This window comes from Rufibacter sp. JT20002, from assembly GCF_056491185.1.
In genome coordinates this window covers 522,515-549,349 of the sequence record NZ_JBSZJY010000004.1, presented here as the reverse complement: position 1 = coordinate 549,349, position 26,835 = coordinate 522,515, and the positions used below count along the sequence as shown (strand labels likewise).

The window sequence follows — 26,835 nt, the reverse complement described above, 5'->3', positions numbered from 1 at the left end:
AGCCTAACAAAAATGAGATTACCAAAGCTCCATCTAAAAAATTTTCCCCTTACGGCCTTCCCACCACACCATTTGCTTCTATGACAACAGCTTAGAGGCTGATAAATTTTGAAATTTATTTTCATGCTGTGCGTTTTAGAATCGTCTCTGCACCCTTTCTGTTAAAAGAGCCCTTAAATAGAAGCCAAAACCATTTGTTTGTTTCTTTATAACTTGCCGCTGCACTTACAAGCACAACTGCTCACCCCATGACCTGGTACTTACCATTTACCTCCATTGAGTTTTTCTTCTTCCTCCTGTTTGGGGTGCTCTATGGAGGATATTTGTACAGGATAAAGCGACTGGCCCAGCAATTTGCCCAGAAGGCAAACGCCATCTGGATCAAAGCCATCATCCGGAGCATCTATATGGGGTTGTTGGTGGTGGCTTTGTTAGGTCCCTCCTTCGGCGCCATGACAAAGGAAATAAGAACCAATGGCAAGGATGTGTACCTGGCAGTGGACCTATCCCAATCCATGAAAACCCAAGACGTGCCCCCCTCCCGGTTAGAGAAAGTGAAGCTGGAGTTACAGGAGTTCATCAGAAACTCCAACGCTGACCGTGTGGGGCTGATTGGGTTTTCGTCGGAAGCTTTCGTGCTGAGTCCGCTAACCTATGACCAAAGCGCACTGGAGCTTTTTGTGCAATCGCTTAAAACTACCTTGGCCCCAGCCGAAGCAGCCCAGTTAAACCCGGTGCTGGAGTTGACCCAGCAAAAATTCCAAGAGACGCAAACCAGCCGGGAAATGGAACGCTCCAAGATCCTTGTGATCTTTTCTGACGGAGAAACTTTCGGGGAGAATGTGCAGGCCTCGGTAAATGCGTTGCTCTCTCAGGGGGTACACGTGTATTGCGTAGGCGTGGGCACTTATGCCGGGGGTAAGATTCCGGAGGGTCGTACTTTCAAGAAGGACAGCAAAGGTGAAACAGTGATCACCAAACTGGAGCCTGACGCGCTGAAAGAAATAGCACTGCGCACCAAAGGCAACTACTTTGAAATAAACCAAAACATAAGCGAGACCCCTAGGTTGCTAAGCGCGGTAAATTCCGTCAAAAGTGAACTGCGCCAAACCAAGGTAGTGGAAGTGGCCGCAAACAAATACCTTTACCCCTTATTGGCTGCCCTCCTCCTCATCGCCTTGGATGTTTTATGGACCATACAAGTACTTAGGATATGATGTACATTTGGTTTATTCTGCTACTAGTCACTTCCCCGTTGGAAAACTTCCAGCGCATTGCACATCGGAACCAATATACCCAACAGGCTGAAGCCGCCTACTCTCAAAAAGAGTACCTCAAGGCATCTGCCTTGTATGAAAAAGTACGCCAATTTGAAGGGGGGAAGCCCCACCATTCGGTGGTATTAAACCTGGCTCACTCTTATTTCCATTTACACGAGTACACCCAGGCCTCTCCGTTGTATCGGTCACTTCTCAAAACCACTGATACCGAACTGCTTTCTACCGTGGCCACCCAGTTAGCCGTGATTGAGGCCGAGGAAGGAAACTATACTAAAGCCTTAGGCTTCTGCAAACAAGCCTTGAAAGCTAATGAATCAAACCAGGCTGCCCGCTACAATTTTGAGCTACTTCAAAAATACCTTCTTCTGCACCCGGAGAAGAGAGAAAACCAAAGGATGCCCCCCAAGAACACCTCCCAAAACGGATCAGGTGGTTCCCGGCAGCCCAATTCAGCGGGAAGCTCTGCCTCCCATTCGGCTAATGGTTCCACTAACCCAGGAGCAGGCAATGCCCCCGGAGGCGGAGCCGAAAACAATACACCTGAAGGCCAAAGCAATGTTGACCAAATGCAGAGCTCCGGGGAAGAAGCCGGTCTTACCAAAGGAGTGAGTAGCCAAGGATCAGGAAATGGCACTGGTAGCGGAGGCAACAAAGGAAGCAACCAGGCAGGCCAGGAAGAAGACGCCCTGCTCCAAACCCGTTATGAACGCCTGAAGAAGTTGCAGCTTAGCCCTGAGAAAGCCCGTCAGTTGCTAGACGCCATGCGCCAGGAAGAAGCCCAATACCTGCAACAGGTCCCCCGCACCAATACAAAGAATAAAAACAAAAACACTCCAGACTGGTAGCTACTTCTGAGTTTAAAATCAGATGGGTTGTTTTAAGCCACTTTTCAGAAAACTAACCTTCAAATAGGCTGGATTCTGCACCAATTGACAACTGCCCCTTTCCTTTTAAAATTTATTATTGTCACACAGAGAACCCAATCAACCTAACAAGCGTTTGGTTTTTATCTGAATAAACGATAATTTCAAACCCATAATCTAGAAAACACTACTGATATGCAAGTGAAAGAAGTATACGTTATTTCGGCCGTCCGTACTCCAATCGGGAGCTTTGGTGGGGCTTTGGCAAGTCTTACCGCCCCTCAATTGGGAGCTATCGCTATCAAGGGAGCTCTGGAAAAAGCCGGAATAGACAAAAGCCTGGTTCAGGAAGTGATCATGGGCAACGTACTGTCTGCTAACGTAGGCCAAGCCCCTGCCCGCCAGGCAGCTATTGGTGCCGGTTTAGGGTATGAAGTGGAATGTACCACCATCAATAAAGTTTGCGCCTCTGGCTCTAAAGCCATTATGTTCGCATCGCAGGCCATCATGCTGGGTCATAAAGACATCATCGTGGCAGGTGGTATGGAAAGCATGTCTAATGTGCCGTATTACCTGGACAAAGCCCGGTTCGGGGCGAAGATGGGTCACGGGCAAATGATTGACGGATTAGTGAAAGACGGTCTTTGGGATGTGTACAACGATTACCACATGGGTAGCGCAGCTGAAAACACCGCCCGTGAGTTAGGCATTACCCGTGAGATGCAGGATGAATACGCCATCAACTCCTACCGCAAATCAGCCGAGGCAGCCAAGGCTGGTTACCTGAAAGACGAGATTGTACCCGTTGAGATTCCGCAACGCGGCAAAGACTCCATCTTTGTCACCGAGGATGAAGAATACAGCAAGGTAAACTTCGAGAAGATCCCGGGTTTGCGCCCAGTGTTTGACAAAGAAGGGACCGTTACCGCGGCCAATGCCTCTACCCTGAATGACGGAGCCGCGGCCCTGTTGCTCATGAGCAAGGAGAAAGCCGAGGAATTGGGAGTAACGCCAATCGCGAAAATCAGAGGCTTTGCCGATGCCGAGCAGGAGCCGAAATGGTTTACCACCTCCCCTGCCCTGGCTATCCCGAAAGCCTTAAGAGTTGCCGGCGTTGACCCTGCAGAAGTTGATTTCTATGAAATCAACGAAGCATTCTCCGTAGTTTCCCTGGCGAACAACCATAAACTAGGTCTGGAAGGCGGCAACGTTAATGTGTATGGCGGTGCTGTATCTCTAGGCCACCCACTGGGAGCTTCCGGTGCCCGTATTGTGACTACGTTGATTAATGTACTGCATAAAAACAACGGCAAAATTGGTGTAACCGGAATCTGCAACGGTGGTGGCGGAGCCTCCGCCATTGTGTTGGAGCGGGTGTAAACCTTTTTGAACTATACTAATTCTGAAAAGCCTTACGTTAATAGTAAGGCTTTTTTTATTGTTTTGTATCCATGAAAAGGATTCTGTTTCTAGTTACACTTCTTTGTCTCTCCGTTGGCTTACACCTACAAACCCAAGCCCAGGTTAGGGTAGTCACCTACCATGATTCCCTGCAATCGGCGATCAAGGAAGTGTACTTCATCAAGGCTTCGGCAGACTCAGTCATGCATGGCTACTACCGCAAGTACTATCCCACTGGCGAGTTGGAAGCTATGGTCAAGGTAGTGGAGGGGAAACGCGACAGCCTGTACACGGAGTTTTTCCCTACCGGCAAACCAAAACTGACGGTCCCCTACAAAGACGGAAAAAAGAACGGCCCTTTCTCGGCTATTTACCCTAACGGAAACAAGCTACAGGAAGGCCAATACCTGAACGATCTGCAGAGCGGTCCTTTCAAAAGCTACCATGAAAACGGCCAGTTGAAACAGGAAGCCACTTTTGTGGAGGGTTTCCCAGAGGGGTTGGTGAAAGAGTATTTCCCTAATGGCAAGCTTCGGTCGGAGATCACCTACACCCGTAAGGTCCAAAGCGGTGTTTCCCGCACGTTTCACCCAAACGGCGAAAAAGCATCGGAGGCCAATTACCGCAACGGCATGATTGAAGGCGGCTACAAGACCTTTTATGACAACGGCCAATTAGAAACCGAGACCATCAGCGACGGCCCTACCAAACCGGCTCGTTTTAAAACGTACTACCGTTCAGGCAAACTCATGACCGAAGGCAGCGTGCTGGCCGGCAAGCCTGATGGCCCTTCCGTGGCTTATTATGAAAACGGCCAGCGGCGCAGCACCCTTACCTACAGCAAAGGCCTACGAGTTGGGTTAGCCCAGTCTTTTGACGAGAACGGCAAACTGCAACAGGAAATCCGGTATAGCAACAACGAGCGGGACCGAAAAATAACTCGTTACTATCCTTCCGGCACCATAGCAGCACAAGAAGAGTTCAAGGACAACAAGCCCGTAGGTACCTGGCAGGAATTCCACGAAAACAAAAAGTTGAAAACCATTGAGCCATACAAGAACGGCAAAATCAATGGGGAGCGTCTCACCTACCATGACAATGGACAACCTGAATCCAAGGCTACCTACTTGAACGGAAAGATTGTGAGCACCTTGATTACTTATTTCCCATCGGGTAAGATAAAATCTGAGACGCTTTACAAAGACGGGCTGCGGTTTGGTACGTTTAAGCAGCTCTATGAAAATGGGAAAACGGAGATGGCCGGCACGTACCGGAACAACCGCCAAACCGGCACCTGGACCTACTTTGACGAGACTGGGAAACAACTGAAAAAGGTGGAGTACCGCAACGGACAGGTCATCGCTGACAAAAAATAGCACCGTTTAACCCAACAGGGTAGCAGGCGCGTTTCCGTTTAAACCCTGATTTTCAGAAAACAACCATAAAACCTGGTAACAAGCGTTCGCACCAGCCGCAAAAAATTTCTCGTATTGCTTTTTCCGCCGTACTTTAGTCCCCTAAACAAGACTTTTTAGACTATGACGGACGCCCTGAACACCGCCCCTCTCCGCACGGATTGGACCATGGATGAAATTCGCGCCATCTATTATAAACCCGTGTTGGAACTCATCGTAGAGGCCTCACAGGTACACAAACAATATCAAGCCACTGGCGAGGTGCAGGTCTGCACCCTTCTTTCGGTGAAAACAGGCGGATGCCCTGAAGACTGCGCTTACTGTCCGCAGGCTGCCCGTTACCACACTGGAGTACAGGCCCACAAACTGCTCAGCAACGAAGTAGTACTAGACGCAGCCCGTAAAGCCAAAGAAGGGGGTTCCACCCGTTTCTGCATGGGTGCCGCCTGGCGCGAAGTTCGCGACAACCGCGACTTTGACCGGGTACTGGAAATGGTGGAAGGTGTGAACGAGATGGGTCTGGAAGTTTGCTGCACCCTAGGCATGGTCAATGAATACCAAGCCGAGCGCCTGAAGCAAGCCGGCCTTTACGCCTACAACCACAACCTGGACACCTCAGAAGAGAATTATAGCAACATCATTACCACCCGTACATACGGTGACCGTTTAGGCACCATTGAGAACGTGCGCAAAGCGGGTATTTCCGTGTGCAGCGGCGGTATCATTGGCTTAGGCGAAACAGATGATGACCGTATTGCCATGCTGCACGTGCTCAGCAACCTGCCGCAACACCCAGAATCGGTACCGGTGAATGCCTTGGTACCGGTAGAGGGTACCCCTCTTGCCGAGCAGCCAAGAGTAAGCGTATGGGAAATGGTCCGCATGATTGCCACCGCCCGTATTCTCATGCCAAAAACCATGGTGCGTTTATCTGCCGGAAGGCAAGAAATGCCGGTAAGTGAGCAAGCGCTTTGTTTCCTGGCCGGGGCCAACTCCATCTTCTCGGGCGACAAACTGTTGACGACCCCTAACCCGGGCTTCGCCGATGATAAAGCCATGTTTGAGTTGCTGGGCTTAACGCCTCGTAAATCCTTCAAAGCAGAAACTTCCTGCGGCGGAACCGTGGACGTTCCAACAGAGGTAGCTGTTTCCGCGGAATAACTCTCAGTCATGCAAGTGCCGGACCGTCTTATACGTCAACTGGAAAGCAGAGCCCAGAAAAGCACCCTGCGCCAGTTGACGTCACCGGTTCCTGGACTGATAGACTTCAGCTCAAACGACTATCTGGGGCTGGCCGCTTCTGAGGTTCTAGCCAAACGCATTGCCGAAGAATTAGGAGAGATTCCGGCGCACGGCGCCACTGGCTCCCGCTTGTTGAGCGGTAACTCAGTTTACGCGCAAGAGTTGGAAGCGGAACTTGCTCTTTTTCATGGAGCCGAGGCCGCGCTAGTATTCAACTCAGGGTATGCGGCTAACTGCGGTTTCTTTTCGGCGGTACCCCAACGCGGCGACACCATCTTTTATGACGAGGCCAGCCATGCTTCCATGAAGGAAGGAATCCGGCTCAGTTTTGCCCAAAGTTTTCCGTTCCGCCACAATGAGGTGGAGGATCTTAAAGCTAAACTGAAACGGGCGCAGGGTAATGTGTACGTAGCCGTTGAGTCGCTGTATTCTATGGACGGAGACTTTTCTCCATTATTGGAGTTAGCGGCTTTGTGTCAAAAAGAGGGCTTGTACCTGGTGGTGGATGAGGCCCATTCAAATGGGTTGTTTGGTAAAAAAGGCGAAGGACTTGTCTCTGCCTTGAATCTGGAACTGCAAGTGTTTGCCCGAATAATGACATTCGGGAAAGCGATTGGTTGTCACGGAGCAGCGGTAGTAGGTCCCAAGGCTTTGCAAGAATATCTTCTGAACTTCAGCCGGCCCTTCATCTATACAACTGCTCTTCCTCTGGCTTCTTTGGTAGCCATCAAGCAAGCGTACAGGCTACTGCCAGGCTTGACCGCTGAACGTAAGCAGGTACTGGAACTAGCTTCCTTCTACCAGTTCTTGGTAAACGAAAATTCTGTTTCAGAGCCGTTTTCACAAAAAGAAGCCCTAAACAGAAGCCCCATTCAGGCCTGGCACCTGGCAGATCCGTTGGCACTAAAGCAAGTAGCTCACCTTATTCAAAAATCCGGGTTTGACGTGCGACCCGTTTTTAGTCCCACGGTACCAATGGGCAAAGAGCGCCTCCGGCTGGTGCTTCACGCCTACAACACCCACGCGCAAGTACAAGAATTATGCAACCTGCTTCACCAGCACACCCCAAAAGATATTTCATTACCGGCATAGGCACCGATGTGGGGAAAACCATCGCCTCGGCCATCCTCACCGAAGCCCTGCAGGCCGACTACTGGAAGCCGGTACAAGCTGGTAACCTGGAAGACTCAGACACGCACACCGTCAAAAGCCTTATCTCTAATCTGCACACTGTGTTTCACCCGGAGGCTTACCGGCTGCAAATGCCCGCTTCGCCGCACACGGCCGCGGCTGCCGAAGGAACAAGACTCGCCTTGGAGAACATCAACCTACCAGCTACCCTAAACCACCTGATGGTGGAAGGCGCCGGGGGCATTATGGTTCCTTTGAACGAGCGGGACCTGGTGCTTGACCTTATTCTAAAGTTTGATTTGGAAGTGGTGCTGGTTTCCAGAAATTACCTTGGGAGCATCAACCATACGCTTATGGCGGTGGAGGTCCTTAAAAGCAGGAACATTCCTATTGCGGGCATTATCTTCAACGGAGAGCCAACGCCTTCTTCCGAGGAATTCATTTTAAACTATTCTAAGCTCCCTGTTCTTCCCCGCATTAAGCAAGAAGAGAGCTTTGATAAAACCAAGGTGTTGCACTACGCCCAAAATTTCAAGGATTACTTTACTACCCATGAACAATAGCCTTTCAGAACGCGATCAAAAAGTAAACTGGCACCCCTATACCCAGATGCAGACCACTCCCCCACCTATCGGGATTGTGCGGGGAGAGGGCGCCGTTCTTTTTGCGGAGGACGGGAAAGAATACATTGATGCCGTTTCGTCTTGGTGGGTGAACATTCACGGGCATGCCCATCCGCACATCGCTGAGCGGGTGAGCCAACAGCTGCGCACCCTTGAGCATGTGATTTTTGCAGGTTTCACCCATGCCCCCGCGGTAGAACTGTCTGAGCGGCTTCTACGGCTTCTTCCTGAAAACCAGGCAAAAGTATTTTACTCAGACAATGGCTCTACGGCCGTAGAGGTAGCCCTCAAGATGGCCTTGCAGTATTGGTTTAACCAAGGAGTAAATAAAACCAAGATTATCGCTTTTGAAGGAAGCTACCACGGCGATACTTTCGGGGCGATGTCGGTGAGTGAGCGTTCCATTTTTACGCGCCCTTTTCAGCAGTACCTATTTGATGTGGAGTTTTTGCCCGTACCGGTTCCCGGCCAGGAAGAACAGACCCTTGCCCGCTTGGAAACCCTTCTTCAACAGGAAGACATTGCAGCCTTCATTTTTGAGCCTTTGGTGTTAGGCACCGCCGGGATGGTCATGTACTCCCCTGCTATTCTGGACCAACTCATGGCCCTCTGCCGGACCCAAGGGGTGCTTATCATAGCCGATGAAGTGATGACCGGCTTTGGAAGAACAGGTAAGCGTTTCGCCTGTGACCATCTCAGCCAGGTACCAGATATGATGTGTTTTTCTAAAGGCCTGACCGGTGGGACTATGGCTTTGGGCGTGACCACTTGTTCCCAGGACATTTACCGCTCTTTCCTGAGCGAGGACAAAACCAAGGCCTTCTTCCATGGGCATTCGTACACCGCCAATCCGGTTGCCTGTGCTGCCTCTCTGGCCAGCCTGGATCTAGTGGAAAATTCCTCGTTTTTAGAAAACCTGGAAAGAATCAGCGCCCAACACGCTGCTTTCGCCCAAACTTTAATCGGGCAACCGGGCATTAAGGACTGCCGACAAACCGGTACTATTCTGGCCATTGAGTTTGAAGTGGGCCAAACTACTTACTTCCATTCTCTTAGGGACCAGTTGTACAATGTAGCCTTACAGAATGGTGTGTTGCTGCGGCCCCTGGGCAATATTGTGTATGTGCTTCCTCCTTACTGCATCACCAATGATCAGTTAGAAAAGGTTTACCACGTAATTGAGCAAATGCGGACGGTGGTGCAGTAGTTTTAAGGACGATTTAAGGAAACAAGGACTAAAGAGATGCGAACAGAGCGGGAGCAGGAGTGGATAGTGATCAGGGGAGTTGGGTCTGTCTCAGGACTGGGTTGTACACCTGAGGAAGTTCAGGCTTCTTACGCCAGCGGCAAAGCAGCATTTACCACAATACCTGCTTTAGGAATTGACACACCAGTAGCTCCTCTCTCCTTTTCTGCCGAAGCCCTGCTCCAGGCCCTGCTGCTGGAAAACCCCACCTATGCCACTCTTGACCGCTCGGTGCAGCTTGCCATTCTTGCCACAAGACAAGCCGTAGCACAAGCGGGCTGGAGCATGGAGCTCCATGATCCCGTGGGCATCAACATAGGTTCTTCCCGGGGAGCTACCGGCATGTTTGAGCAGTTTCACGCCGATTTCCTAAAAACCCCCGAAAAACGGCTTTCCCCTAGTGTATCTCCCAGTACAACCTTAGGCAACGTGGCCAGCTGGGTAGCCAATGATTTGCAGGCAAATGGACCTCTTATCAGTCATTCGGTTACCTGCAGCACAGCCTTGCAGGCCTTTGCCAACGGACTTGCGTGGCTAAAATCCGGCATGGCCAAACGGTTTCTGGTGGGCGGCACCGAAGCACCACTCACTCCTTTTACGCTTGCCCAGATGAAATCCATTGGCATCTATTCAAGGTTTGGTGCCCAAGAAAATCCTTGCCGTCCTTTAAATGAAGAACAGAACACCTTTGTGTTAGGCGAGGGCGCTGCTGTTTTTGCCTTGGAAAGAATGAACCAGGCCGAGCTAGAAAACGCAAACCTAAAGCAGGTAATAGAAGTGAAAGCAGTGGGCATGGGGTTTGAGCGTAGTCCTTCTAAAACTGGCATCTCCAAAGAAGGCTTGCACTTTCAATTAGCCATGCAAGATGCCCTGAAACAAGCGGGTCTTGCTCCTTCAGACGTGGATGCCGTTGTTTTGCATGCTCCTGGTACTAAAGCGGGAGACGCAGCGGAAATTCAAGCAATAAAGAAAGCATTTGGTGCACATTCTCCCTCTTTCTACTCTAACAAGCATTTGATTGGTCATACTTTGGGGGCCTCTGGCGCCTTATCAGCTGAGATGGGTAAAAATATTTTATCTACAAAAAGTAAAATAAACAACTTTAGACCTACTACAGATTGTACAAATCACAAGCACAACAGGATCATTCTAGTAAATAGCGCTGGGTTTGGCGGAAATGCTGCTAGCCTACTTTTAAGCATAACAAATTAGTAAAACAAGGCCTATTCTACCAAATTGAACATGTACCTTTGTGCCCGTCAATTTTCAAGCTCACAAAGACACATGCTATCCACCTCTTCCTTAAATCTAATTCCATTTTCCTCCCCACCTGAAATAGTAATATTAACATTATGTTAATATAATAAAACAAATACAATCTTTTGTTTTATTTACCTTCTTAAAACCAACAAAGTTTAACTAGTACCGTATTTTTTACAGTTAGCCTAGTAAATACCACCTTGTGACGAGCTTTGATCTGGGTGGTTTAAGGGCTTTTTTATTTTTCGGCTTGTAAAAGGCCGTTTCACTCTTAAGGTTTGATATGAAGAGACAACTTCTACACCCAACCCTCAGGAATAACTATATTCTTGTTTTTACTTTCTTGCTGCTGTGCCTTCAATTTAAAGTTCAGGCGCAAACCCCGGGTTTAATTTTTCAACCCGCCACGGGTAATGGCCAAGGTGTTTTAGACCCTAACAAGGACAACTATGTCTCCCGGACCAGTACTGGATATATTGGCACTAATGACATTGGGGCAACCGTTAATGAAATTCCTTACCGTTTGCTTCCCCAACTGGGAACAGAACCCCTTAATGACCTGGTGACGGGCTCTGGGGGTGGTCATACTGATTTAGCACCCAACCCTTTGTACATGGCCTTCAATGGCACGCAAGTGATGTTCAGGGTCAGACTGGGGGGTAACTCTTCTGCCTCTAAAGGCTACAGCTTTTTGATTGATTCTGATGGGGTTTTCAACAAACAGCGCCTGGCAAACGGTACATTAGTAGACTACACCACCCCTTCTAAGGTAAAGAACTTAGGTTTTGAGTTTGAGGTAGTATTGGCCCTCAACTTTGATGTGGTAATTTACCGTCACCGGGGTAGCGGAGATGACACCGATCCTTTCACTAGTAATGTGATTTGGCGGGGTAGTGCCAACGGCGGCTATAGCCAATACTTCCAGAAAGCCGTTGCCGCTTCAACCGCAGGTGGTAACGCCGATTTCTTCTTTGATTTCTACGTGCCACTTTCTGCTTTTAGCGGAGATGGCGGAGCCGGCATTAGCCCAACTACCCCACTCCGAGTGACAGGTTCTACCGTGACCAGTGCCCAAACAGGTCTGGAAGGCACAATTTCTGATGTGGGTGGTGTTGATGATAGAAATTACTCTAACGATAAGTTTACGATCTGGCGGAGTCTTATCCCTGCTTTTCCGTCCACTTCATTAAACCAGATCCAAAACGGCGAGTTTTGCCAGACAGCTGCACCTGCTGCCCCTGTAATCACAACAAACCCTGTCATCAGAGTTGGAGCCACTACCATTACAGGAACCTCCACTGAAAATGGCGGCACTATTTCCTTATTCCGTAATGGAAGTCAAGTAGTGCCCGCATCACCTGTGGTGGTGTCTAACGGAGCATTTTCCTTTCCAATACCAAGCGGGACTACGTTGGCAGCTGGAGATGTTTTAACAGTGAGGGTCACCCGGGCTGCTTCAGGGAACTGCGCGGCCAGCACATCAGTATCTTCTAATACTGTGACAGTCCAAACTCAGCAATTTGGTACTTGTACTACTGTTGCCCCAATTATAAGCTCTATTAGCAATAAAGATGCTGTATTAGGTACAACTATTTACCCAGGATCTCAAATTAGGGTTTATAAGGATGGGCTATTTTTTGGAACCGCCACCTCTAGCACCACCAACACCGGAACCGCTGCTAGTCCTTCTTATGCTTGGACTTACGATAACCCTACATATCCGAGAGATTTATCTTATCCCAGAGACGCAAGCAATGCGAATGCGGCGAAAGATTATGCAACTATAACTGCAACAGTTATTCCAACGGGGGGAGTTTGCGAATCTTCTAGATCAAATAGTATTTATGTCAACAGTAACACAGGAACACCCACTACTACCGGAACCGCTCAAACAACTCAGACTCCTACAGTAAATAATACTTTCCTATGTACAGGTACTAGTTCAATTTCTGGTACATCTGAAGTTGGAGCCTTAATTTATCTATTTATTAATGGATATCCAGTAAATCCAGCAAGTGATGGTAGTTTGACTCCTACTACAACTGCAGCGGGAACAACTTGGACAATTGATATTACTAGGTATGGGGTAACCCAAGGCAACAGAATTACTATAAGAGCAAAAGTTCCTTCAACTGATTTAACTAATTATCCGTCCGGTTATGAAGGATTATCTGCTCCGACTAGCGAATTAACAGTAGGAACCAACTGCGTAACCGCTACTCCTGTTATCACAACTACTAACGCTTGCCCTACCATCACTTCCATAGCAGGTACTTCTTCAGAACCTGCCGGCACTACTGTGGTAGTTTATCGAAGGGTAGGGACTAACCCTAATCCTGCAACGGACCCTAGGGTAACAGAGGCAGCTACTGTTGCAAACAGTAACTGGTCTGCCCCAGTTTTAGGAAATGCCAACCTAAGTGGTAATGATGTACTTTATGCTGTGGCAACGGCTCCGGGGGGTAAAACAGCAAGTGCTGCTTCTGCAACCATCCAAATTCAACCTACATCACCGGCAGCCTCTTTTGGTCTCACACTTACATCTCCAATCAAGGAAAGAGCAACCGTAATTACTGGTACAAGTATCACCAACGGAACGGTGAATGTGTACATAGATGGACAACGGATTGCCGGAACAGCTACTGTTTCAGGCGCCTCATCCACTAACCGTGTCACCTGGTCAATTGCCATAAATGCCACAAACCAAGCCAACCTAGGCACTGGAACAACTGTTACAGCTTCTATTACTCCTACGGGCGGGAGTTGTGAAAGCCAGCAGACAGGTGCCGTTACGGTATCCTGCGTGGCCCCTTCTACTACTCCAACGCTGGCCCCTGCTGCTCAAACGGTATGTAATAACAGCTCCGCAGTTCTCACAGTAAACAACTCGCAAAATGGGATAATTTACCAGGTTTACAATGGAGATGTAGCTAGTGGGCCTGCCATGGTAGGAAATGGTAGCACCATCACCCTATCTTCAGGAAACCTTACGGCTGCTACGGTTCTTACCGTTAGAGCTTTCCAGGTAGGTTCTCCAGATTGCCAAGCTACTTTAAATGGAAGCACTTCCATTACCATTGCTCCGGCTCCTAAAGCTTTGTCGGTAGCCCCCATTACTTCTTCCGTTTGTAATGGGTCAAGTGAATCGGTAACAATTGCCAATTCTGAAGAAAATGTGTCTTACCAAATTCAGGTACTGAATCCTGCAACAGGAACTTACTCAAACACAGGAACATCGGTAAGAGGTACGGGAGGAACCATCACCATTACCACTGGGGCTTTAACTTCAAGTGGAACCTTTAGGGTAGTGGGATCTCAGAATGGATGTTCCACCGAGATGGGCAACACCTTTGCGGTAAATGTTCCTTCCAATGCCTTAACCCTGGTTCCTACGGTGCAATCCTTGTGTGCAGGTAGTTCGGCCTCCATTACTATAAATAGCTCAGGGAACGGCGTATCGTATCAGTTGCAAAGGTTAGAGGGGTCAACTTTCGTTAACACGGGCAATCCGGTTTCTGGTACAGGCGGAAACATTACCCTTGTTTCGTCTAGCCTTTCTTCTGCCGGAACAAACACCTTCCGGGTGTTGGCAACTTCAGGGCAATGCGCACCTTTTGCATTGACTCAACAAGTAACCGTAAATGTAACATCAGGCACTCCAACTTCCTTTACTGTTACTCCTGGTACCACTACCGTCTGCAGCGGACAAGCCGCCACGTTGAGTCTTTCAGGCTCACAAGTGGGTGTAACTTACCAAATTTACTCCGGCACAACGGCCTTAGGAAGTATTGTGGAAGGAACTGGCAATGCCATAACACTTTCTTCCGGGGCTATTACCTCAGGGGGAACCTTCAGTGTTAGAGCGACAAATGGTTGTGGAAACCAGGTATCCATGGGAAGTACTGCTGTTACCGTTAACCCAATCCCAACCGCTTTTGCGGTAACACCTACTACGCAGGCAGTTTGTAACAGCAGCGCTGCCACCATCAGCTTAGCTGGCACTCAAACAGGAGTTACCTACCAAGTTCAGATCTACAACACTGCTACGGGTACTTATAGCACCACCGGCACAAGTGTTTCAGGAACTGGAGGGCCAATCAACTTAGTTACTGGCTCGCTTACAGCCAATTCAAACTTGAAAGTGGTGGCAACCACCACCAACGGGTGTGCTATAGACATGAGTAACAGGGTATTTGTGGCGGTTCCAACCAGCAACTTGACAATAGCCGCAGTTACTCCTTCGGTTTGTACTAACAGTACAGGGCAAGTAAGGGTAATCGCTTCCGAAACCGAAGTATTCTATCAACTTTATGAGGGCACTACTCCAGTTGGTTCTTTGGTGGAAGGCACAGGAGGAGACATTATATTAACTTCTAATGCCATCGCCAACAATACCACTTTTACGGTCAGAGCAACACCGTCCAGCCCTGCTGGGTGCGCTGCCTTCCAGGTTGGTAACCCGGTTACCATTAACGTTTCTTCGCCAACGGTGCAGTCAACCTCCCTTGCAACTGCCCCAAGCGTTTGTAGCGGCTCCACAGGAAGTATAACCTTAACTTCTTCCCAACAAGGTATTACCTACCAAATGTACAATGGAACTACTCCAACTGGTTTTGGAGTCGCTGGAACTGGCGGGACTATTACCTTAACCTCAGATCCACTAACCTCCAATGCGAACCTCCAGGTATTTGCCATCAGTTCAGGCTGCTCCAACACCGCTATGGGATCTGCTTACGCAATTACTGTAAACGCCCTTCCAACGCAATATTCTTTTGCCAACACTCAAAAGATTGTCAGACCAGAAGGTACCGTCACTATAGAGTTACCAAATTCACAAAATGGTGTAGAGTACCAGATTTACAACGGAAGTACGCCTAGCGGGGCTCGTGTAAGAGGTACTGGTGGTCCAATAGTCCTGACTTCTGGCCCTATAACTTCCTCTACCACCCTTACTGTTCAAGCGATTGGCACAGGGGGTTGTAGCAATGTGACCATGAAAGGATTCTCGTCTGTAACGGTTGACTCTGCTCCACTTCCAGTAGCGTTAACGTCCTTCACAGCACAAGCCACTGGTACTGGAGTACAGCTAGATTGGACTACCGTCGGTGAAAAAGACAATGACTACTTCCAGGTAGAGCGTAGCCTTAACGGAAAAGTTTTTGCCAACATTGGCCAGGTAAAAGGAAACGGGACTAGCAACGAGGAAATCAATTACACCTTCACCGATGCTGGAGCTCCTGCCGGAACTGTGTACTACCGGTTGAAACAAGTAGACCTGAACGGCCAATCTGAGTACAGCAAGGTTGTATCAGTGAAAGCGTTGGGTGCTAATACCGCGGCCCAGGTGGCGGTTTCCCCTAACCCGTTCACAAACGAACTGTCTTTCTCGGTGACCAGTACAGAAGAAAGAACCGTGTTGGTGGAACTGTATGACCTTAACCAGAAACTGATCTACAGAGAATCTGCTAAGGTGGCCTCCGGCAAGGTAACCCTTACCAAAAACCTTTCTACCATCGCCAACGGCATTTACATGCTGCGAGTAACTGGTTCTTCCCTGTCTGAGGTGATCAGGGTAGTGAAGAAAGACTAATCAGATCATATCTAAAGCAAAACCCCACCCGCTGCTCAGGAAAAAAAGCAGCGGGTGGGGTTTTCTTTTAGGAATCGCTTATGTTTTAGTAAATTCGCAGGTTTTATTTTATTTCTATGAAAATCATGAAATTTGGGGGCACCTCCGTAGGCTCTGCGGAGCGGATGGGTGCCGTCTCTCAACTGCTTCCCAAGCAGGAACCCGTGATTGTAGTGCTTTCTGCCATGTCAGGAACCACCAATCACCTGGTGCAAATTGGGCAGCAACTGGCCCAGGGCAATGTGGCCCAGGCAGAATCTCTCACAGCACAATTAGAGCAACACTATAAACAGGTGATTGCTGATTTATATAAACAGGAAACTTCAAAGGAAAAGGGTAAACAGGTTGTTCAGGTGGTGTTCGCCGATATCCGGGCTTGCTTTGACCGGGCATTTTCCCCTGCCACAGAGAAAATCATTTTAGCCCAGGGCGAATTGTTGTCAACGCAACTCTTCCAGATTTTTCAGGAGGAAAACGGAATCCCATCTGTGTTGCTACCCGCGTTGGAGTTCATGAAGATTACCCCAGACGAGGAGCCAGACCAGGCGTTTATCCGGGAGAACCTGAGAAAGCAGCTTGACCAGTACCCAGATAATCAGCTGTTCATCACCCAAGGATACATCTGCCGGAACGCCAAAAACGAGATCGATAATTTAAAGCGAGGCGGCAGTGACTATACCGCTTCTATTGTTGGCGCGGCTGTGAAAGCTTCTGAGATTCAGATCTGGACCGACATTGACGGCATGCACAACAACGATCCGCGGGTGGTGAAGAACACTTACCCTATCGCGGAGCTGTCTTTTGATGAGGCGGCGGAGTTGGCATACTTTGGGGCAAAGATCCTGCACCCATCCAGTATTCTTCCGGCTCAGCAGCATAACATTCCGGTTCGGTTGTTAAACACCATGCAACCCGAGGCGGCTGGTACCACCATCTCCTCCAAGAGAACCGGAAACAAAATCAAGGCAGTTGCTGCAAAAGACGGCATCATTGCCATCAAGATCAAATCTAGCCGTATGTTGCTGGCCTATGGTTTCCTGCGCAGCGTGTTTGAGGTGTTTGAGCGTTTCAAGACGCCTATTGATATGATCACTACGTCAGAAGTGGCGGTTTCCCTCACCATTGACAACCAAACCTACCTGCCCGAAATCACCGAGGCCTTGCAGCGGTTCGGGAGCGTGGAGATCGACACAGATTTGACCATTGTCTGCGTGGTGGGTGACTTCATGGAAGACAAACCAGGTGCCGCCCTTAAAGTGGTTCAGTCATTGAAGCATATTCCGTTGCGCATGATCTCCTACGGAGGAAGCAAAAACAACATCAGCTTTTTGGTAAACACCACCTATAAAGAAGATGCGTTGATCTCCATTAATGAAGGAGTGTTCCAGGAAAGAGAGGAAAGCCATGCTTAAAGAACAACTTCAGGCGTTCTCTCAGCACCAAACCCCTTTTTACGCGTATGACCTTTCCCTTCTGCGGCAAACACTAGATGCCGCAAAAGAAGAGGCCTCTAAATACGATTACCATGTGCATTATGCCCTTAAAGCAAATGCCAACGCTCCAATCCTTGCCGAAATCTTGGAGCGGGGTTTTGGGGCCGATTGCGTAAGTGGCAATGAGGTACGCAGAGCTCTTGAGGCAGGCTTTGCCCCCGAGCAGATTGTGTTTGCAGGCGTAGGAAAATCAGATGCCGAGATCAACTTTGCCCTGGACGCCAACATTTTCTGCTTCAATTCAGAATCTGTGCAGGAATTGGAGGTGATTCAGGAATTGGCGGCTGCGAAGGGGAAAGTGGCGCAGGTGGCCTTGCGCATTAACCCGAACGTGGATGCTTACACGCACAAGCACATTACCACAGGTTTAGAGGAAAACAAGTTTGGAATCAATGCCTGGGAACTGGAGGATCTATTGCCTCGTTTCGCCTATTGGTCTAACGTGAAGCTGGTGGGCTTGCACTTCCACATCGGGTCCCAGATCACAGATTTGCGGGCGTTTGAAAACCTTTGCATACGCGTGAACGAAATCCAAAATTGGTTTGAGGAACGCGACCTTAGCTTCCCGCACCTGAATGTGGGCGGCGGATTAGGCGTAGATTACCATACTCCCGAAGAAAACCCCATCGCAGACTTCGCGGCTTACTTTTCCATCTTTGACAGATTGCTGGAGAAACGCCAAGGACAGGTGGTGCACTTTGAGTTAGGCAGGGCCCTGGTAGCTCCAAGCGGAAATCTTATTTCTAAGGTACTTTACTTAAAACATGGCCAAAAGACCAACTTCGTGATTCTGGATGCCGGAATGACTGAGTTGATGCGCCCGGCCCTGTACCAGGCGTACCATAAGATTGAGAACCTTACCAGCGACTTGCCCGCCAAAACCTATGACGTGGTAGGGCCTATCTGCGAGTCTACTGACTGCTTTTCTAAAGCGGTTGAACTCCCCGAAACCAAACGTGGCGATCTAGTAGCCATCAGAACCGCCGGTGCTTACGGTGAGGTGATGGTTTCTGAATACAACCTTCGGGACAGGGTAAAGGCTGTATATCTTTCCTAGGCTTTCAAGCTACTTTATAGCTCATCTTACTAAACCTCCGTTTCGGCGTTTGTCTTTTGAAAACAGGCCCAAAGCGGAGGTTTCTTCTTTAAAGGGCTTTCAACTGCCATCAGCTTTGCAGGCGTTTTAACACCCTGTTTTAAGCTGTTTTTCCTAAAAAAGGCCACAAACGAAAACACCCGGCATAAAACCAGGTGCCTGCGCAATTTGAACGAACTAAATAAACAAGCTACTCTTTAGAAAACGGTTGATCCGTTTCAATACTTTTAAGCTCAACTTAGTAGTTAAGGAGGCTTTATTAAGATAACTCTACCTTTTCTTTTTCCTTCTTAGAAGTCGCGCCAACAAAATCGGAGGAAAGGGCCATGATATAAGCTCCAGACTTTCTGATTTGGTCTTGCGTCTTGATCAGGTTACCCAAAGAAACCGTTCCGATGACGCTGAAGGTATCGTTGTCCCGTTGCACGTTCTGCAGGTTGGTTAACCCCAGCGCGGCCACCAACTCAGGCTCGCTACAACGTAGATAAACTTCAAAACCAAAGTCCAGGGCCAAAGCCGGGGCATTGGTGGTTTTGCTTAGTTTCTTGTACCCATAGCTGTAGCCATTACTCACAGAGACGATATCTGACAGCACGGCCGCTCCGGTAGGGTGTCCGCCGGCACCGCGGCCCTTGAACAATTGCGGACCAGAGTACGCTCCCTGTACCACCACACCATTAAACTCCTGCTCCACCACAAACAGGTCGTCTGAGGCATCTACCAGGCTTGGCAAAACCACCGGCACCAACTCTCCGTCGGCGGTAAGGTGTACCGAGGCGACCATCTTGATAACCGCTTCATTTTGCTTTGCATACTCGCAGTCTTGATCACTTAGGTAATCAATACCAAAGAAGGCCACTTCTTCCGGGGCAAGCGTCCGGCCAAAAGCATGGGCCGTTAAGATGCACAGTTTATGCCGTGAATCGGCTCCGGCTACATCCAACCAGGGGTCTAACTCCGCAAACCCTTTATCCTGGGCTTCCTTCAATGCTTCTGAGTAGACTTTCTGCAGTTTGAAGATCTGGCTCAGGATATAATTAGAGGAACCATTCAAGATTCCGTGCACCCGCTCCAGAGGTTCATTGGAGAAATACTCCTCAACCGTTCTAATAATAGGAATGCCTCCGGCCACGGCTGCCTCATACAAGAGAACGCCGCCAAACTTGTTTTGTAGGTCCAAAAGCTCGGGTAAGTGGTAAGCCACCAATTTTTTATTGGCAGTTACTACTTTTTTACCGCGCCTCAGGGCTTCAGAAACAATGGTGTAGGCTTCATTGGCGTCACTAATAGCTTCCACCAGAATATCCAGGCTTTCGTCCTGAAGCACTTGATGAAAATCATACGTAAAGCTCTCTGAAGGCAAGGGCCGAAGCTTTTTAGGGTCTTTGACACAGATGCGCTCTACCTTATAAGGAAGCGACTCTTCGCGGGAGAGAAGGTCATACAAGCCCTGCCCTACGCAGCCAAACCCAAACAAACCTATTTTTAGAAGACGGTGGGAATCCATGTTTTTCTTTGTTGTTTTTTCTGTAAAAAAGTATCCAAAAGATGGCTTAATTGAGCCGTCTCCAATAAGAAGCCGTCGTGACCGGCCTCAGAATGTATTATCTGGAAGGTAGCATTAGGAATGTATCTGGCTACAAACTTTTGCTCATTCACCGGGAATAGTTGATCGCTGTCCACCCCAATCACCAGAGTCTCGGCCTGTACATGGCGCAATGCCTCCTGTAGGCTCCCCCGGTTACGACCTACGTGGTGACTGTCCATCATCTTGGTCAGTTGCCAGTAAGAAAAAGCATTGAACCGTTTGGCTAGCTTCTCTCCCTGGTATTGTTGATAGCTGGCGGCCCGGTACGTTTTTTTCAGGTCTGAGGAGTTCTCTTTCTGCGCTTGGTTGTACGAGTTATAAGTACGGTAAGACAGCAACGCAATGGAACGGGCCGTTTTCATTCCGTTCAATCCTGCATCATCCGTGGCCAATTGCCAGGTGACATCCTGTTCTATGGCCATGCGCTGACTTTCGTTTAAGGCAATGGCCCATGGAGTTTGCCGGGCATTGGCAGCAATCTGCACCAGCCGGCGGGTAACGTATGGGTACTCCACCGCCCACGCCAATGCCTGCTGTCCGCCAATAGAACCTCCAATGAGAACATTGATTTGCTCTATACCCAAGTGCTCCCGAAGGGCATCAAACGCCCGTACCACATCCAGGTTGGTTAACGTTGGGAAAGCATGGTAATAAGGTTTACCGGTATCTGGGTTTAAACTCAAAGGTCCGGTAGATCCGTAGCAACTGCCCGGCGTATTGGCGCAGACAATAAAATGCTTGGCAGGGTCAAAGGTCTTGCCTTCACCAAACAGGTCGCCCCACCAATCTTTTACAAAAGCGTTTCCGGAAAAGGCGTGGCAAACCCACACTACGTTGCTTTTATCTTCATTCAGGGTGCCCCAGGTAGTATAAAAGAGTTGGAAGCCGGGCAAAGATTGCCCAGACTCCAGCGTAAATTCATCTGTAAATTCAAAAACGCGTCCTTTCAACATGGCTTCTACTCACTTACTGCGGCCTTCAACTTCGGTTCCTGTACTCTCACTTTGGCAAACGCCTGTTCAAAATCTGCTTTGATGTCCTCTAGGTGCTCAATACCCGCAGACACCCGCAGTAGCGTGGGGTTTACCCCTGCTGACAACTGCTCTTCTTCATTCAATTGTTGGTGCGTGGTAGAGGCTGGGTGAATGATCAGGGTTTTGGCATCGCCTACGTTTGCCAGATGGCTCACCAATTCTAGACTGTTAACAAAAACCTCGGCCTCTTCTTTGCCCCCTTTCAAGTTGAAGCTTAACACTCCACCGAAGCCGCGTTTCAGGTACTTTTTCGCCAAAGTATGGTAAGGACTGGAGGCAAGGCCCGGATAATTCACACTCTCCACTAAAGGATGCTGCTCCAGCCACTGCGCCAAAGCCAAGGCATTCTCAACCGTGCGGTCTACCCGTAGCGACAAGGTTTCCAAGCCCTGGATTAATTGAAAGGAGTTGAACGGGCTTAAGGCCGGCCCAAAATCACGAAGACCCTCTACCCTGGCCCTAATAGCAAAGGCAATGTTCCCGAAGGGTCCATCAGCCCCGAATACTTCCCAGAAGTTCAGGCCGTGGTATCCTTCTGAAGGCTCACTGAACTGCGGGAACTTTCCATTACCCCAGTTGAAGTTTCCGCCATCTACAATCACGCCGCCCACGCTGGTCCCGTGCCCGCCAATCCATTTGGTGGCAGAGGCCACCACTACGTTGGCTCCGTGCTCTAATGGTCGGAACAAATATCCGCCCGCCCCAAAGGTATTGTCTACCACCAACGGAATCTGATGCCCCGCCGCTACCGCCGCAATGGATTCAAAGTCTGGAATGTTGAAACGGGGGTTGCCAATAGTCTCCAGATAAAGGGCTTTCGTGTTTTCGTCAATAAGGGCCGCATACGTGGCTGGTTCATCATTCTTAGCAAATCTTACTTCAATGCCCAAGCGCTTGAAAGCTACCTTAAACTGGTTGTAAGAGCCACCATACAGGTTGCTGGAGGCCACGAAATTGTCACCTGCCTGCAGGATATTATTTAAGGCAATGAATTGAGCCGCTTGCCCTGAACCAACGGCAACGGCGGCCACGCCCCCTTCCAAAGCGGCAATGCGTTTCTCAAACACATCGGTGGTGGGGTTCATGATGCGGGTGTAGATATTCCCGAATTGTTTTAGCGCAAACAGGTTAGCCCCATGCTCTGCGTTCTCAAAAACATAGGAAGTAGTTTGGTAGATAGGCACCGCCCGTGAACGAGTGGTAGCATCTATTTCTTGGCCAGCGTGTAGCTGAAGGGTTTCAAAACGATAAGAATTAGACATGATTATAGCCGGTTACAATTGAAAAATTGAACAAATTCAAGAGCCAGAAAACTAACAGACAACAGGTTCCCTCCTGCCGCTGTGCGTCAGGCCCCTAAAGAAAATTTAAATTACTTTAGATGAGGGGATTAGCGACAACAGCAACAAATATCCATCATGGACATAGTGCACATTCGCGTAATAGAGGAGATAATAATAGGTGTGTTACCTTTTGCCGCCATGGTCAGGTGCGGCGCTGCATTGTTAGAAGTGGCGTTGATTTGCTTTTCCATCTTCGTATCAATTTATATTCCCCAAGTGGCAATATGTCCCCTGGGATCAGGACTTAGCACCTTACACGGCTGGTAGGTTGCTAGAGCTTCATTGAGCCTGTCTCTCCGCTCTTCTTTATAAATCAACTACCGGAATAATTGACTTGATGCTGCAAATCTATTAACGAAATCTTTAAACCCAAATAAAATTGAAAATATTTTGCAATTTATTTTCAAAAACCAACAAATGTTAGTAAATGTAGGCCACGGCCTTCCTAAGGGTTTGGGAGAAATATACTTGTCCCGTCTGTAACCTTTCCTAACTTTGCCGCCGTTAGTCATCTGCCATGCAAGCGTTAAAAGAAACCAACTTCCACTTTCCAGAACAAACCGGCTTTTACCGGGGCAAGGTTCGGGATGTTTATTATTTCAAAGACAAACTGGCCTTGGTGGCCACTGATCGGATCTCTGCCTTTGACGTGGTGCTGCCGCGGGCCATCCCCTTTAAAGGACAGGTACTGAACCAAATTGCAGCCACCTTTTTAGAAGCAACGGCCAATGTAGTGCCTAACTGGGTTCTGAGCCAACCGGCTCCTAACGTCACGATTGGTCGCCAATGCGAGACGTTCAAAGTGGAAATGGTTATCAGAGGATATTTAGCGGGCCATGCCTGGCGTGAATACAGTGCCGGTAAGCGTACCTTGTGTGGCGTGTCCCTGCCGGAGGGGCTGCGGGAAAATGACCCGTTTCCTGAACCAATTATCACCCCTACGACCAAAGCCGCCGAGGGCCACGATGAAGACATCTCCAGAGAGGAAATCCTGAAACAGGGTATCGTTTCTGAGCAGGATTACGTTCAACTGGAGGCGTACACCAGAGCCCTATTCCAACGCGGAACTGAACTGGCCGCCGAGCGCGGACTTATCCTGGTGGATACCAAATATGAGTTTGGGAAAGCAGATGGCATCATTTATTTGATAGATGAAATACACACCCCTGATTCTTCAAGATTCTTTTACTCAGAAGGTTATCAGGAACGCCAGGAAAACGGTCAGCCACAGCGACAACTTTCAAAGGAGTTTGTACGTCAATGGCTGATTGAGAATGGCTTTCAGGGAAAAGAAGGTCAACAAGTGCCCGAAATGTCTGATGCAAAAGTAACTGAGATTTCACAGCGCTACATAGAATTGTATGAACAGTTGTTAGGCATAAAGTTTGTTCCCCAAGACTATGCCAGCCAGCCACATACGCTCCAAGAGAGCATTGCGGCCAACATTTTTTAACTTACTTTGTTAAAGATATTCCACCAAAAATTGGTAGATTCGCACTCTAAACCTTTTTGCTGTTACTTATGAAGTACACAATTGATAAAAAAGAGAATTACACCATCATCACCATAGATGAAAAAAAACTAGACACCACGATCGCACCTGATTTGAAGTCTGAGTTTGTGAAGTTGAATGCAGAAGGTATTACTAACCTGATCCTGGATCTTACCAACGTAAAATATACTGATTCTTCCGGACTATCCTCTATCCTGATTGCAAACCGTCTTTGCAATTCTTCCGGGGGGGTTCTTATCCTTACTGGCTTGCAAGAGCACGTAACCAAGCTGATCACGATCTCTAAACTGGAGTCTGTATTGAACATTCTTCCAACCGTTGAAGAAGGCATTGACCGCGTTTTCCTGCACGAGATTGAAAGCGATCTAACCAAAAAAGAAGAATAGATATTAAGCGGGCTGCAGTTTGGACTTTGAGCTAAAAATTCTTGGGAGCTCTTCTGCCACCCCGTCTTTTGATAGAAATCATACCGCCCAACTACTCACGGTTGGCAATCAGATTAACCTGATTGATTGCGGCGAAGGTACACAAATGCAGCTGATGCGATACAAAGTAAAGCATCAGCGCATTTGTAATATCTTTATAAGTCACCTGCACGGTGACCATTACTTTGGTCTGGCGGGCCTGCTTTCTACCATGCACCTGCAGCAGCGCACCGGCCACCTTAATCTATTCGGCCCGAAGGGTTTAGCCGAGATCATCACCCTCCAATTCAAGTACGGTGGCACCCAACTCCCCTACCACATCAATTTTGTGGAAGTGGACACTACCATCTGCAAGAAAATCTACGAAGACAAATACATGACCGTTCACTCGCTGCCCATGCAGCACCGGGTGCCCTGTTGTGGCTATTTGTTTAAAGAAAAACCCAAACCCCGCCATTTACTTAAAGGCAAGCTCCCTTCTTTTTTAACCCCTCCTCAATTGGTAAGGCTTAAATGGGGCGAGGATATCCGAAATGAACAGGGCGAGATTCTGGTGCGCAACCAAGATGTTACCACAGACCCAAAACGAAGCCGCAGCTACGCCTACTGCTCTGACACTAAGTACAAAGAAGACATCTTGCCTTATGTGAAAGGAGTTGACCTCCTGTACCATGAGTCTACCTTTTTGAGCGACATGGAGCACCGGGCCACCCATACCTTTCATAGCACCGCCGCCCAAGCCGCCACTTTAGCGGAGAAAGCCCAAGTTAGGCGACTTCTCATTGGGCATTTTTCGGCTCGATACAAAGATCTCTCTCCTTTGCTAGAAGAAGCGCAGGCCATTTTTCCTAATACGGCTTTGGCTACGGAGGGGAAAACGATAAGTGTGTTGGAGTAGGGATTTTGACTTTGTTGGTTTTTGGGTGCTTTTAATTTGCTGTAGCTGACGTAGCTTCTGTTAGCCTGCTTGTAAAAGCTTTATTGTTTCATTTTTGCTTTGGTGCGCTCAAGGCCGCGAGGCCTCGTCTTCCGGCCTCGCGCTGCTGTTTTAGCCTTGGCCAGTAGGCCTGCCTGCGGCACCAGGTCTATAACAAAGGCGCTCACCCGAAAGACTGGAATTGGGTTCTTTTGCCTGTTACGTTGCATAGCCAAGTAGTTTGTACTTTTACCTTCCCCAGTTCAAGTCTATGGATTGAACCTTCAATTGTCTGTCGGTTTAAATCATTATGGTTAAACCTTTTCCTTTAAAAATTCGATCTTTTGAACATCCCAAGGTAAGCTATCTACCTACTAAAATGATTCTATTATAGAGTAGGAAAGGCATTTAGGAACTGCTTTGGAAAGACTGACCAGAAACCAGAGTTTTTCTCATTATTGCTTATTTCTTGCTTTCCTTCATCTTTACAGGCTCAATCAGCTTTATTTAGAAATGCAGCAAACTTCTTCCACTTCTGTTTCTGGGCTAGGTTTTAGGAAACGGAAGCTATTCATGGTTCTATGCGGTATTTTCCTGACGAATGCGCTGTTGGCTGAGTTGATTGGGGTGAAGATCTTTTCGGGGGAAGGGTTGTTTGATCTGCCGGGGGCGCAGATTCCGGTACTGGGGGCAAAGTTGGACTTCAACCTGACGGCAGGCGTTATCATTTGGCCGGTTGTCTTCGTCACCACCGATATCATCAATGAATATTTCGGGAAGGACGGGGTTAAGCGCATCAGTTATTTAACGGCGGCATTAATTGCTTATGCTTTTCTGGTCATCTTAATTGCCACGGCTTTACCACCGGCGCAGTTTTGGCAGGACATCAATAGCAAGGGGCCCAATGGAACCGCTTTTGACATGAACTTCGCTTTCAATAAAGTTTTTAGTCAGGGGCTGGGCATCATTGTGGGTTCTTTGGTTGCTTTCCTGCTGGGGCAGTTATTAGATGCCCATGTGTTCCATTGGCTGAAACGGTTAACTGGGAATAAAAAAATATGGTTGAGGGCCACGGGTTCTACCTTGGTTTCCCAGTTGGTAGATACGGTAGTTGTGCTGTTCATCGCCTTTTACCTTTTCGGTGATTGGGACCTGAAAACAGTACTTTCCGTCTCTGTGATCAACTATTTGTACAAGTTCACCGTGGCCGTTGTACTGACGCCGGTTCTCTATGTCGCCCATTCAGTGATAGATCGGTACCTGGCCCAGGAGCAGGAGGTTTCTTTGGAGACGTACATTTCCAAAGACTAAGTTAGTTTAAAGCCTCAGGACTACTG

General features: G+C 48.6%; 19 protein-coding genes and 1 riboswitch. Of the genes, 16 read left to right on the top strand and 3 right to left on the bottom strand.

Features of this window, described 5'->3' with window-relative positions:
- Positions 1–248 precede the first annotated feature (248 nt).
- The 12 genes from ACW9SV_RS19085 to lysA all read left to right on the top strand — a co-directional run bounded on the left by ACW9SV_RS19085 (position 249) and on the right by lysA (position 18,640).
- Complete coding sequence (locus ACW9SV_RS19085) at positions 249–1,217, top strand: VWA domain-containing protein (protein ID WP_479558363.1); 969 nt, start codon at positions 249–251, stop codon at positions 1,215–1,217.
- Positions 1,214–2,125: a tetratricopeptide repeat protein gene (locus ACW9SV_RS19080; RefSeq protein ID WP_479558362.1), complete on the top strand. Its 912-nt coding sequence runs from the start codon at positions 1,214–1,216 to the stop codon at positions 2,123–2,125. The genes ACW9SV_RS19085 and ACW9SV_RS19080 overlap by 4 nt, the downstream gene beginning before the upstream one ends.
- A 213-nt stretch (positions 2,126–2,338) precedes the next feature.
- Positions 2,339–3,523, top strand: a complete 1,185-nt coding sequence (locus tag ACW9SV_RS19075) for an acetyl-CoA C-acyltransferase (protein WP_479558361.1) — start codon at positions 2,339–2,341, stop codon at positions 3,521–3,523.
- Positions 3,524–3,594: 71 nt separating this feature from the next.
- The gene (locus tag ACW9SV_RS19070; protein ID WP_479558360.1) at positions 3,595–4,920 is read left to right on the top strand and encodes a toxin-antitoxin system YwqK family antitoxin; all 1,326 of its coding nucleotides are present in this window, start codon (positions 3,595–3,597) and stop codon (positions 4,918–4,920) included.
- 162 nt (positions 4,921–5,082) lie between these two features.
- Positions 5,083–6,120 carry a biotin synthase BioB gene (gene bioB, locus ACW9SV_RS19065; protein WP_479558359.1) on the top strand — a complete coding sequence of 346 codons (1,038 nt, stop codon included), beginning with the start codon at positions 5,083–5,085 and terminating at the stop codon, positions 6,118–6,120.
- A gap of 9 nt (positions 6,121–6,129) precedes the next feature.
- On the top strand, positions 6,130–7,293 hold the full coding sequence (locus ACW9SV_RS19060) for an aminotransferase class I/II-fold pyridoxal phosphate-dependent enzyme (protein WP_479558358.1): 1,164 nt from the start codon (positions 6,130–6,132) through the stop codon (positions 7,291–7,293).
- Positions 7,242–7,895, top strand: a complete 654-nt coding sequence (gene bioD, locus ACW9SV_RS19055; RefSeq protein ID WP_479558357.1) for a dethiobiotin synthase — start codon at positions 7,242–7,244, stop codon at positions 7,893–7,895. The genes ACW9SV_RS19060 and bioD overlap by 52 nt, the downstream gene beginning before the upstream one ends.
- Positions 7,885–9,162 carry an adenosylmethionine--8-amino-7-oxononanoate transaminase gene (gene bioA / locus ACW9SV_RS19050; protein ID WP_479558356.1) on the top strand — a complete coding sequence of 426 codons (1,278 nt, stop codon included), beginning with the start codon at positions 7,885–7,887 and terminating at the stop codon, positions 9,160–9,162. The genes bioD and bioA overlap by 11 nt, the downstream gene beginning before the upstream one ends.
- A 36-nt stretch (positions 9,163–9,198) precedes the next feature.
- Positions 9,199–10,413, top strand: a complete 1,215-nt coding sequence (locus ACW9SV_RS19045; protein ID WP_479558355.1) for a beta-ketoacyl synthase N-terminal-like domain-containing protein — start codon at positions 9,199–9,201, stop codon at positions 10,411–10,413.
- A 331-nt stretch (positions 10,414–10,744) separates the two neighbouring features.
- Positions 10,745–16,051: an Ig-like domain-containing protein gene (locus tag ACW9SV_RS19040; protein ID WP_479558354.1), complete on the top strand. Its 5,307-nt coding sequence runs from the start codon at positions 10,745–10,747 to the stop codon at positions 16,049–16,051.
- Between the two features lie 116 nt (positions 16,052–16,167).
- Positions 16,168–17,502 carry an aspartate kinase gene (locus ACW9SV_RS19035; RefSeq protein ID WP_479558353.1) on the top strand — a complete coding sequence of 445 codons (1,335 nt, stop codon included), beginning with the start codon at positions 16,168–16,170 and terminating at the stop codon, positions 17,500–17,502.
- Positions 17,495–18,640, top strand: a complete 1,146-nt coding sequence (lysA, locus tag ACW9SV_RS19030) for a diaminopimelate decarboxylase (RefSeq protein WP_479558352.1) — start codon at positions 17,495–17,497, stop codon at positions 18,638–18,640. The genes ACW9SV_RS19035 and lysA overlap by 8 nt, the downstream gene beginning before the upstream one ends.
- A 298-nt stretch (positions 18,641–18,938) precedes the next feature.
- On the opposite strand, the gene ACW9SV_RS19025 is transcribed toward lysA, so the two are convergent.
- From ACW9SV_RS19025 to ACW9SV_RS19015, 3 genes are read right to left on the bottom strand one after another with little or no spacing between them, the layout of a single operon-like run.
- On the bottom strand, positions 18,939–20,186 hold the full coding sequence (locus tag ACW9SV_RS19025; protein ID WP_479558351.1) for a homoserine dehydrogenase: 1,248 nt from the start codon (positions 20,184–20,186) through the stop codon (positions 18,939–18,941).
- Positions 20,165–21,220, bottom strand: coding sequence for a homoserine O-acetyltransferase family protein (locus tag ACW9SV_RS19020; RefSeq protein ID WP_479558350.1), 1,056 nt, complete (start codon positions 21,218–21,220; stop codon positions 20,165–20,167). Before ACW9SV_RS19020 ends, ACW9SV_RS19025 begins: the two co-directional genes overlap by 22 nt.
- 5 nt (positions 21,221–21,225) lie before the next feature.
- A complete protein-coding gene (locus ACW9SV_RS19015) occupies positions 21,226–22,563 on the bottom strand; it encodes an O-acetylhomoserine aminocarboxypropyltransferase/cysteine synthase family protein (protein ID WP_479558349.1) in 1,338 nt (445 codons plus the stop codon).
- A gap of 281 nt (positions 22,564–22,844) precedes the next feature.
- Positions 22,845–22,959: riboswitch (SAM riboswitch) on the bottom strand.
- Positions 22,960–23,161: 202 nt separating this feature from the next.
- Here ACW9SV_RS19015 and ACW9SV_RS19010 point away from each other — a divergent pair.
- The 4 genes from ACW9SV_RS19010 to ACW9SV_RS18995 all read left to right on the top strand — a co-directional run bounded on the left by ACW9SV_RS19010 (position 23,162) and on the right by ACW9SV_RS18995 (position 26,809).
- Positions 23,162–24,097 (top strand): phosphoribosylaminoimidazolesuccinocarboxamide synthase, encoded by a 936-nt coding sequence (locus ACW9SV_RS19010; protein ID WP_479558348.1) that lies wholly within the window; start codon positions 23,162–23,164, stop codon positions 24,095–24,097.
- 68 nt (positions 24,098–24,165) lie between these two features.
- Entirely contained in the window at positions 24,166–24,543 is a 378-nt protein-coding gene (locus ACW9SV_RS19005) for an STAS domain-containing protein (RefSeq protein ID WP_062545662.1), read from the top strand.
- Between the two features lie 19 nt (positions 24,544–24,562).
- A complete protein-coding gene (locus ACW9SV_RS19000; protein WP_479558347.1) occupies positions 24,563–25,480 on the top strand; it encodes a ribonuclease Z in 918 nt (305 codons plus the stop codon).
- Between the two features lie 531 nt (positions 25,481–26,011).
- A complete protein-coding gene (locus ACW9SV_RS18995; protein WP_479558346.1) occupies positions 26,012–26,809 on the top strand; it encodes a queuosine precursor transporter in 798 nt (265 codons plus the stop codon).
- The last annotated feature ends 26 nt before the right edge of the window (positions 26,810–26,835 follow it).

Coding starts and splice junctions, on each gene's coding strand:
- ACW9SV_RS19085 (WP_479558363.1), top strand. CDS start 249: ATGACCTGGTACTTACCATTTACCTCCATTGAGTTTTTCTTCTTCCTC.
- bioB (WP_479558359.1), top strand. CDS start 5,083: ATGACGGACGCCCTGAACACCGCCCCTCTCCGCACGGATTGGACCATG.
- ACW9SV_RS19015 (WP_479558349.1), bottom strand. CDS start 22,563: ATGTCTAATTCTTATCGTTTTGAAACCCTTCAGCTACACGCTGGCCAA.
- bioA (WP_479558356.1), top strand. CDS start 7,885: ATGAACAATAGCCTTTCAGAACGCGATCAAAAAGTAAACTGGCACCCC.
- ACW9SV_RS19075 (WP_479558361.1), top strand. CDS start 2,339: ATGCAAGTGAAAGAAGTATACGTTATTTCGGCCGTCCGTACTCCAATC.
- bioD (WP_479558357.1), top strand. CDS start 7,242: ATGCAACCTGCTTCACCAGCACACCCCAAAAGATATTTCATTACCGGC.
- ACW9SV_RS19020 (WP_479558350.1), bottom strand. CDS start 21,220: ATGTTGAAAGGACGCGTTTTTGAATTTACAGATGAATTTACGCTGGAG.
- ACW9SV_RS19045 (WP_479558355.1), top strand. CDS start 9,199: ATGCGAACAGAGCGGGAGCAGGAGTGGATAGTGATCAGGGGAGTTGGG.
- ACW9SV_RS19010 (WP_479558348.1), top strand. CDS start 23,162: ATGCAAGCGTTAAAAGAAACCAACTTCCACTTTCCAGAACAAACCGGC.
- ACW9SV_RS19005 (WP_062545662.1), top strand. CDS start 24,166: ATGAAGTACACAATTGATAAAAAAGAGAATTACACCATCATCACCATA.
- ACW9SV_RS19035 (WP_479558353.1), top strand. CDS start 16,168: ATGAAAATCATGAAATTTGGGGGCACCTCCGTAGGCTCTGCGGAGCGG.
- ACW9SV_RS19040 (WP_479558354.1), top strand. CDS start 10,745: ATGAAGAGACAACTTCTACACCCAACCCTCAGGAATAACTATATTCTT.
- ACW9SV_RS18995 (WP_479558346.1), top strand. CDS start 26,012: ATGCAGCAAACTTCTTCCACTTCTGTTTCTGGGCTAGGTTTTAGGAAA.
- ACW9SV_RS19070 (WP_479558360.1), top strand. CDS start 3,595: ATGAAAAGGATTCTGTTTCTAGTTACACTTCTTTGTCTCTCCGTTGGC.
- ACW9SV_RS19060 (WP_479558358.1), top strand. CDS start 6,130: ATGCAAGTGCCGGACCGTCTTATACGTCAACTGGAAAGCAGAGCCCAG.
- ACW9SV_RS19025 (WP_479558351.1), bottom strand. CDS start 20,186: ATGGATTCCCACCGTCTTCTAAAAATAGGTTTGTTTGGGTTTGGCTGC.
- ACW9SV_RS19080 (WP_479558362.1), top strand. CDS start 1,214: ATGATGTACATTTGGTTTATTCTGCTACTAGTCACTTCCCCGTTGGAA.
- lysA (WP_479558352.1), top strand. CDS start 17,495: ATGCTTAAAGAACAACTTCAGGCGTTCTCTCAGCACCAAACCCCTTTT.